The sequence below is a fragment of the Bradyrhizobium sp. LHD-71 genome, from assembly GCF_031157255.1.
Lineage (GTDB): Bacteria > Pseudomonadota > Alphaproteobacteria > Rhizobiales > Xanthobacteraceae > P52-10.
The window spans coordinates 232,854-240,971 of sequence record NZ_JAVIFX010000009.1 but is presented as its reverse complement, the minus strand read 5'-3'; the positions used below and the strand labels follow the sequence as shown (position 1 = coordinate 240,971).

At 64.2% G+C, this 8,118-nt stretch carries 8 protein-coding genes; 5 read left to right on the top strand and 3 right to left on the bottom strand.

Annotation, left to right across the window (positions count from 1 at the left end; genetic code table 11):
* Positions 1 to 195 precede the first annotated feature (195 nt).
* Both msrB and RCO31_RS12490 read right to left on the bottom strand, forming a co-directional pair.
* Complete coding sequence (gene msrB / locus RCO31_RS12495) at positions 196 to 708, bottom strand: peptide-methionine (R)-S-oxide reductase MsrB (protein WP_308968686.1); 513 nt, start codon at positions 706 to 708, stop codon at positions 196 to 198.
* A 93-nt stretch (positions 709 to 801) separates the two neighbouring features.
* Positions 802 to 2,250, bottom strand: a complete 1,449-nt coding sequence (locus RCO31_RS12490; RefSeq protein WP_308968684.1) for an FAD-dependent oxidoreductase — start codon at positions 2,248 to 2,250, stop codon at positions 802 to 804.
* A gap of 122 nt (positions 2,251 to 2,372) precedes the next feature.
* On the opposite strand from RCO31_RS12490, the gene RCO31_RS12485 reads away from it, so the two are divergent.
* Together RCO31_RS12485 and RCO31_RS12480 are read left to right on the top strand one after the other, a co-directional pair.
* Complete coding sequence (locus tag RCO31_RS12485; protein ID WP_308968683.1) at positions 2,373 to 2,921, top strand: histidine phosphatase family protein; 549 nt, start codon at positions 2,373 to 2,375, stop codon at positions 2,919 to 2,921.
* Between the two features lie 176 nt (positions 2,922 to 3,097).
* Positions 3,098 to 3,523, top strand: coding sequence for a universal stress protein (locus tag RCO31_RS12480; RefSeq protein WP_308968681.1), 426 nt, complete (start codon positions 3,098 to 3,100; stop codon positions 3,521 to 3,523).
* A 21-nt stretch (positions 3,524 to 3,544) separates the two neighbouring features.
* Here RCO31_RS12480 and RCO31_RS12475 read toward each other — a convergent pair whose 3' ends face one another.
* Positions 3,545 to 4,126: a hypothetical protein gene (locus tag RCO31_RS12475; RefSeq protein ID WP_308968680.1), complete on the bottom strand. Its 582-nt coding sequence runs from the start codon at positions 4,124 to 4,126 to the stop codon at positions 3,545 to 3,547.
* A gap of 117 nt (positions 4,127 to 4,243) precedes the next feature.
* Between RCO31_RS12475 and RCO31_RS12470 the strand changes: the two genes are divergently transcribed.
* From RCO31_RS12470 to RCO31_RS12460, 3 genes are all read left to right on the top strand, one after another.
* Positions 4,244 to 4,678: a hypothetical protein gene (locus tag RCO31_RS12470; RefSeq protein WP_308968679.1), complete on the top strand. Its 435-nt coding sequence runs from the start codon at positions 4,244 to 4,246 to the stop codon at positions 4,676 to 4,678.
* Positions 4,679 to 4,925: 247 nt separating this feature from the next.
* On the top strand, positions 4,926 to 5,954 hold the full coding sequence (locus tag RCO31_RS12465) for a YbhN family protein (protein ID WP_308968678.1): 1,029 nt from the start codon (positions 4,926 to 4,928) through the stop codon (positions 5,952 to 5,954).
* A gap of 101 nt (positions 5,955 to 6,055) precedes the next feature.
* Positions 6,056 to 7,990: a hypothetical protein gene (locus tag RCO31_RS12460; RefSeq protein ID WP_374991467.1), complete on the top strand. Its 1,935-nt coding sequence runs from the start codon at positions 6,056 to 6,058 to the stop codon at positions 7,988 to 7,990.
* The last annotated feature ends 128 nt before the right edge of the window (positions 7,991 to 8,118 follow it).

Here is an 8,118-nt window from a genome sequence, read left to right as displayed (position 1 = left end):
CTCAGGAGCGCTCGATCCGACGATCGGCGACCCGCTTCGGGTGGCCGCCCGAAGCGGGTCGTTCCTCTCGGAACAGTCGGATTATAGCGGGGCGCGCCAATACAAGGAGCGAAGCGACGAAGCAATCCAGTCTGCGGTTACGGCAGACTCAGCGCTGGATTGCTTCGCTTCGCTCGCAATGACGAATTGCAAACCTCACGACGCCGATGCGGCTGCAGGCTTGAAGCTCAGCGCCACGCCGTTGATGCAATAGCGAAGGCCGGTCGGCTTCGGGCCGTCGTCGAACACGTGGCCCTGGTGCCCGCCGCAGCGGGAACAATGCACTTCGGTGCGCAGCATCATCAGCGAACGGTCTTCCGTGGTACCGATCGCATTGGGAAGCGGTTGATAGAAGCTCGGCCAGCCGGTGCCACTATCGAACTTGGTTTCGGAGGCGAACAACGGCAGGTCGCAGCCGGCACAGGCGAACGTGCCTTTGCGCTTTTCCTCGTTGAGGGGACTGGTGAACGGACGCTCGGTGCCGTGCTTGCGGAGTACATTGAACTGCGCGGGCGAGAGCTTGGTCCGCCATTCCGCTTCGGTCATCTCGACCTCGAACTTCGATTTCGCACCTTGAGCTGCCTGCGCCGTATCGCCGCGCAGCCAGCGGAACGCGAACAGCCCGCCGAGACCCGCGGCAGACAGGAAAAGAAGGCGGCGATCGATCATGTCAGCGCTCCCGGCAAACGTAAGGACCAGCGTTGTTGCTCTAGAGATACGCCAAACGACGGCAAAAGGTTACGCGCGGCCAGACGGCCGGTCTCACGATCCCGCGAGGTTTCCGTCTGCGCGTTGCGCCGCGGCAGGCTGAGGTGGGCGCACGTCCTGGCTCGCAGAAGCCGTAGGCCTCAAAGCCGTGGGCCTCACCGCCCGGCTCGCGGCCGCAAGGCGGGCATCGCGCTGCCGTTCGCGTTTGCCTGCGCGCTCCCGATAGCGTGCGAAAGCACCGGCCAACTCGGCCTGCCCCCGCCACCACGAATAGACCAGCTGTCCTGCGACACGTCCCGCAGGCCCGCCGGCCCAGACCAGTTCGAACGGCGAGAACAGCCGCCAGCGGTCGTCGCTCGAAAACATCGCGCCGGCAATCAACTGCGCAGCCATCGCCGAGGTCGCGAGCCCCTGCCCGCCGAAGCCGCTCGCGACCCAGAAGCCGTGACGCAACTGGCCGATCTGCGGCATGCCATGCACGGTTTCGCCGGTAGCCCCGCTCCAGATGTCGGCAACCTTCACCCCGCTGAGTTGCGGAAAAACGCTGCGAATATGCCGCTCGACACGCGAGGCGAACCTGCGGGGATTGCCGTTCCAGGTCGTGACCGGTCCGGCCCACAACAGCCTGTCGCCATCGACGATGCGGTAATGATCTACGCCGGCACTTCCGACGACTGCGCCCCGGTAATCGATCGCGGAGGCCAGGCTGTCGCCGAGCGGCTCGGTGACCGCAGCGTAACGCCAGACCGGCAGCAGCGTGCGCGACAACCGTTGAAACAGGCTGCCGAGATGCACGTTGCCCGCCAGCACGATCGATGAGGCGCGCATCCGCGCCAACGGCGTGACGATGCGCTTGCGCAGACCAGCCGCATCGATGCTGATCACTGGCGTCTGTTCGAAAATGCGCACCCCCGCCTGCTCGGCGAGCGAAACGAGCTCTCGCGTGAAGTTGAGCGCGTGCAGATGAAAGGCGCCCGGATAATGAACGGCTTGGAAATAGCGGGGTGTCTTCAGCGTCTCGCGCACGCGTTCGACCGGCCAGCCCTCGACATCGGCGCCAAAGCGTTCCAGCAATTGCAGGCGACCCGCCAGCCGATCGCCGATGTCGGTGTTGGCGACGTCGAGCACACCGTCGGTCAGCGCGACGTCGGACATCTCCGCGGCCATGGCGCGGATGTGATCGGCACCACCTCGCGTCAGCTGCCACAGCCTGCCGGCGTGGTCGCGGCCGACGCGCGCGATCAGATCGGCGATGTCGCCGCCGAAGCCCGGCCTCACCGTGCCCAGATGATGGCCGGACGCATTCCAGGCGACTTGGTGGGATTCGAGGACCGCGACCGATGCGCCGTGCCGGGCGGCTTCGAGTGCGACCAAAAGTCCCGCAATGCCGCCGCCGACCACGCAAACCTCGACGTCCAGATCGAACGTGAGCTGCGGCCGCGCCTCTGCCGGCGCCGACGATGACGTGGACCAGGGCGCCAGTGCGGTTGTGGTCACGCTCATTTGTCGAAAAGATCCACGATCAATCCACCTAAAGTCCATTCTTTAGGCGGCATGCGTATGGTTGTCACGTTGCAGCGACGGGACCTGTACAATATTGCCCAGATTCCATGGAAGTTCAGAAGATGCGCCGACTGATTTTGCTGCGCCACGCCAAGACCGAACGGGAGAGCCTGAGCGGCCTGGACCGCGACCGGCGGCTCGACACGCGCGGGCGAGCGGATGCGCCGGTGATCGGCCGGTACCTGGCGGAGCACAAGCTTGTTCCCGACCTCGTGCTGGTCTCCCCTGCGACGCGGACGCGCGAGACCTGGGATCTCCTTGCCGCCGCGTTGAACAAGGTCCCCGCTGCAGAAATCGTCCCCGACCTCTACGGCGCCGGTGCATCCGATCTCCTGCAGATCATCCGGATGGCCGTGGGCCGTGCCGACGACAGGACACTGAAAAGCATGATGGTCGTGGCGCATAACCCGGGCCTGCACGAACTGTCGTTTGCCCTGATCGGCAAGGCCCGCGCCGCCGACCGCGAAGAACTGGAAGAGAACCTGCCCACCAGCGGGCTTGCGGTTTTCAAGTTCGCCATCGATGACTGGAGCGACGTTTCGGTACGCTGTGGTACGCTGGAGCGGTTCGTCACGCCGAAGCTGTTGCGTTTTCAGAGCGAAGGCAGCTGAACGCGCTTGGCCAGACGACCGGACCTGTGAGAGCATGCGTGCGGGGACAGAGCACGCCGGCAGGTGGGACGTCGGTTGGCCGCGGTGCTCTCATTATCGCTTGACGCGTATCCGGGTCGCAAAACCGGTCACCACTTTGCGGGATGCGCGCCGGGCGGTCAGCAACGGAGGCGCACGTGTTCAGGAACATACTCGTCCCGATCGATCTCGCAGATGCCGGCTACGCCAAGCCCGCGATTGCCAAGGCCGCCGCGCTCGTTGATGCATCGGGCGGAAAGGTGAAGCTCTTGAACGTTCTGCCGATGACGCCGGTCATGCTGGCCGAATATGTACCGGCCGACTTCGACACACAGCAACGGCAATCCGCCGAAGAGGCGCTCGCAATCGTCGCCAAGGAATCGGAAATCGAATCGGAACGCCTCAGCACCGTGATCCGCCAGGGCGGCATCTATCACGAGATCCTCGAAGAAGCGGCCGCATTCAAGGCCGACCTGATCGTGATGACGTCGCATCGTCCGGCGATGCGCACCTACTTCCTCGGATCCAATGCCGGGCACGTCGTCCGCTACGCGAAGTGCTCGGTGCTGGTGGTGCGGCAGTAGTGCCGCAGTAGGCAAGACACGCTACGGCAGCAATTCCCGCGGCACGTGCGCCGGATCGTACGAGCGCGGCTTGTTGCGCATCAGCATGCGGCCGGTGTACCAGCCGAACCAGGCGGCGAAACCGAGCATGAAGAGCGCCGCCATGTGCTCTCCCGTCATCAGCGCCCGCACGAACATCACCGCGAGCGCGATCATTACCGCTGCGAAGACGGCGCAGGACAAGGCGAAGACGACCTTGTTCGTCCCCGCGAGACAAACGACGCCGCTTCGTTCGGCTGCGACACGCCGATGCAGCTCTTCGATGAAGGCGCGGTAGCTGTCGTTCTGCGGCGTCAGCGCAACGATGCCCGCCCAGGTGGCAGAGATGATCGTGAGCTTGCCTCCGTCCTTGTGCTGGAGGTCGGCGCGAAAGCGGTGCGCAAGCATCGACACCGGCCGATAGCTCAAGCGAATGCGGGCGACGTCGGCATAGCGCCAGTCACCCGAACGGTATCCGGATTTGTAGGACAGTCCCTGCCCGGTCAGTTCGAAGGTCTGAGGTGCGCCCGCAACCGAAGGCTTATAGGCATAGCGCACAGGTTCACGCTGGTCGTCGTCGGTCATTGCGGTCAAAGCGCCCTCAGCACGCTCCGGCACGAGCGCCGCTTGTCTTCTTATCAGCGTCCATCCTAGAAAGAGAGTCTCGGACGCCTCACCACGACACCGAGTGCTGGAACGCTGATGGCCGAACAGGAAATTTATCCGCGCAACATCGTCCTTGCCGGCGCGGTGGGATGCGGCGTGCTGCTCGCACTCGCTGTGCACATGCTCAGTCAGCGCCTGGCACTGGACTTCACCGGCATGTGGCGCGGCGATCAGGTCAGCATCGTTCCGTTCAGCGCAGCGGTGGCGTGGTGGTTGATCGCCACGGTCGGTTTCGCCGGCGGATACATTGTCGCAGCCTTGATGCACGGCACGGCGTCGGGGCGAATGCCGACGGCAATGTGGCAGTTCCTGGCGGCGGTTCTGGTGCTGGTGTTGACCGGCGCGGGCGTCGCAGCTTCGGAGCCCTCGACAGGACCGATAATGGCGCGTGTGCTCGCAGGAATCATCGTGCTTGTTCTTGGCGCTGGCATGGCCTTCTGCGGCGCGCATTTCGCCACGCGCCGGGCCTAATCCCAAATCGCTACACACCCAAGGTTGCGGCGAAACATCGCGGCTCGCGGCAGGCCCGTCATAAATGACCAGACGTTGAGGTGGTAGATGCTCGCTGGCCGCGGCCGGGATTGATGCAAACGGGAGAATTGTGCTCTATGGCCCCCTGCAAACCGGCGGTATTGCTGCCTATGTTTGCGACATCGGCCGCCTACCAACCTTTGCCTCAATCGGCTGCCAGACTGTTTGCGTCCTGCCGGGAGGGCGAATGTATCGGTTTCTGACCGCGCTTCAGCGTGGTTTTCACGACTGGATCGGCTGGAAACGCCTTGGCATCGCGGCCAGCCTGCTCATTATTGCGATCGCGATCACGACCCTCGTCCGCACGTTGAAGGGCGTCGACGTCAACGTCATCCTTTTGGCGTTGCGCGACATCTCGCCCGCGCAGATCGGACTTGCCGCGCTGTGCGTCGCCTGCGCGTTCTTCACGCTGACGTTCTATGACCTGTTCGCGTTGCGGACGATAGGCCGGAATCATGTTCCCTATCGCATCGCCGCGATGTCGAGTTTCACGAGCTATACGGTCGGTCACAATGTCGGCGCCACGGTGTTCACTGGCGGCGCGATCCGCTTCCGCATCTATTCGGAATGGGGCCTCACCGCGATCGACGTCGCAAAGATCTGTTTCGTTTCGGGCCTGACGTTCTGGCTCGGCAACCTGTTCGTGCTTGGCATCGGCATGATCTGGCATCCCGACGCGGCGACGCCGATGAACTTGCTGCCGGCAGAAATCAATCGGCTGATCGGCGTGGGATGCGTCGCCGGCATCATCGCCTATCTCGTGTGGCTCGCGGCGGCGCCCGGCCGGCGCGAACTCGGCCAGAACGGTTGGAAGGTCGTACTGCCGTCGGCGCGGCTGACGCTGCTGCAGATCGCCATCGGCGTTGTCGATCTCGGCTTTTGCGCGCTGGCGATGTACCTGCTGATGCCGTCGCAGCCCGAGATCGATTTCATCTCGTTGGCCGTGGTCTTTATTCTCTCAACCCTGCTCGGCTTCGCGAGCCACGCGCCAGGCAGCCTCGGCGTGTTCGACGCCGCGATGCTGGTTGCACTTCCGCAGTTCAGCAAGGAACATCTGCTTGCGGCGCTGGTGGTGTTCCGCCTTCTGTATTTCGTCATCCCGTTCATTATTTCGATCACGATCCTCACGGCGCGGGAACTCTGGTTCAACGTCATCCGGCCGTGGCGCGACCGGCGCAGAAACGCCATGGAGTGCGCTGCTGCGCCCGGCGAATAGGCGGCGCTGGTCGCCCGGATTCCAGGACCTTTCGTCTCCCATATTTCCGCCTTATCGGGCGGGCTTAACGGAGTGCACCAACCAACAAGACAATTTCTTCGATGATGCGGGTCCGCCCCAAGATATTCAGCCTTCTCTGCCTGACCTTGCTCGCGACGCTGGCAGCCGCAGAGACCGCGGCTGCGCAAATCGGCTCACGCAGCGCGATGCAGATCACGTGGGAAGTGCGCAACCGGTTCCGCCTGTTCAAGGAAGAGCGCGATTTCCTGCTCCATGTCGAGGCGACGAGGAACCGCAGCATTCTGCAGGCCGAGCAGGCGCTCGCAATTCAAAGCGACGGACGCGGTTGGGCGCGCAACACGCTTTCGCGCCTGTGCATCGATCAAGCAGGACGCGTCAGCAAGCCATGCACGCGCGACGATGTCGCCGAGGATTATCTGACCCCGGCCGACCACAGCGTCACCGTTCGTCTCACCGGCGAGGTTCCGAGCGGCTCCATCTGCACATGGCGATTTGAGGACAGCAACGGATCGCAGGAGCAGTCCTTCGACTGCAGCGAGCCGATCAATATCCGCGTGCGTTACGGCCAGTCGACGATGGCGACGGTCGACGTCAACGCGGGCCCCGAGGTTCCGGAACGGCTCACCGAGGAAATTCGCGTCCGTGACATCCTGATCGCCGGCCTCGGCGACTCCATCGCATCGGGCGAAGGCAATCCCGACCGACCGGTGGAGCTGTCGAGCGGTGGCTTCTGTTTCCGCTCCTATATCGGCGGCGGCGAATACTACCGGCCCGGCCGCGCCCGCTTCGAGGGCGACAAGAGCTGCGGCACCAACAGCGGCCTCGCGTCATGGCAGCGCTTCAATGCGCAATGGTCGAATGCGGCGTGCCACCGCTCGCTCTACAGCTATCAGACACGCGCGGCGCTCGCGCTCGCCGTCAAGCATCCGCACATCGCCGTGACGTTTCTGCCGCTGGCCTGCACCGGCGCCACGATCGACAACGGCCTGCTTGGATCGCAGCGCGCACGCGAATGTCTCGTGACGCGCAGCGGCGTCACCTGTCAGGGCAAGGTCAATGCCCAGGTCGCCGAATTGCGCGAGGCGATCACGGAGGCAAAGCGGCGACAACCCGAGCGGCAGATCGACCTGATCTTCCTCTCGGTCGGCGCAAACGATATCGACTTTTCCGGCCTCGTCGCCGACGTCATCGTTGAGAACGGCACCGAGCGTGCGCTGTTCCGGCGCGGCGGCGTGCTGGGTTCACTGGAAGACTCGCGCAATGCGCTGACACGCGATCTGCCGCAGGATTTCTCGAGGCTGCGGGAGGCGTTGAAGCCGCTGGTCAACGGCGACATGTCGCGCGTGGTTTTCGTCTCCTACGCCAATCCGGCGCTCGTCAACGATGGCCCCTGCGCGGGCGGACGCGACGGATTCGATATTCATCCGGCGTTCAAGGCCGATCCGCAGCGCCTCGCCAGCGTCGTCCGCTATGTGCAGGACCAGTTTCTGCCGCAACTCGCCAACCTGGCGCGATGCGAAGGCGGCACCATGTGCCGCGATCCGGCACGCGACCGGATGACTCTGGTCGACCGGCACCAGGCCGCTTTTGCCGACCACGGCCTGTGCGCGCGCTCGCCGAGTGACCCCGAATTCGACCGGCAATGCTTCTCGTCCGGCGGTGAAAGCTTTCATAATGATCCGGTGGCGGGCGCCACGAACCCGCTGGTGTGCGGCCAGAGCGCGTCGGAGTTTCGCGCCTACTCGCCCCGCGCCCGCTGGATCCGCACCGCAAACGACAGTTACTTCGCGGCAATGACTTATCCGCAAGGGCTGCCGTCCTCGATGCAGCCTTCCGATATCCATGACGCCTCATGGGGCGTGCTGTCGGCGGTCTATGGCGGCGCGGTCCATCCGACCGCCGAAGGTCATGCGGCGATGGCGGACGCGGCACTGCCGGCGGCGATCAACCTGCTCGGCCTCGCCGCAGCCTCGCGCGCGACCACTGAAGAACTGGTGCTGCAGCCGGTGCGGTGATTCGAGACCAACTGCGTGTGAGAAACGGGCTCGAGTAAGCTCTTTACCCCGACGTTTGCGGGCGTCAGACCGCGACAATTCTGCCACACCAGGAACTGTTGCGAGAGCAACACAGTCGATCGCGAACT

Coding starts and splice junctions, on each gene's coding strand:
- RCO31_RS12490 (WP_308968684.1), bottom strand. CDS start 2,250: ATGAGCGTGACCACAACCGCACTGGCGCCCTGGTCCACGTCATCGTCG.
- RCO31_RS12475 (WP_308968680.1), bottom strand. CDS start 4,126: ATGACCGACGACGACCAGCGTGAACCTGTGCGCTATGCCTATAAGCCT.
- RCO31_RS12470 (WP_308968679.1), top strand. CDS start 4,244: ATGGCCGAACAGGAAATTTATCCGCGCAACATCGTCCTTGCCGGCGCG.
- msrB (WP_308968686.1), bottom strand. CDS start 708: ATGATCGATCGCCGCCTTCTTTTCCTGTCTGCCGCGGGTCTCGGCGGG.
- RCO31_RS12485 (WP_308968683.1), top strand. CDS start 2,373: ATGCGCCGACTGATTTTGCTGCGCCACGCCAAGACCGAACGGGAGAGC.
- RCO31_RS12465 (WP_308968678.1), top strand. CDS start 4,926: ATGTATCGGTTTCTGACCGCGCTTCAGCGTGGTTTTCACGACTGGATC.
- RCO31_RS12460 (WP_374991467.1), top strand. CDS start 6,056: ATGATGCGGGTCCGCCCCAAGATATTCAGCCTTCTCTGCCTGACCTTG.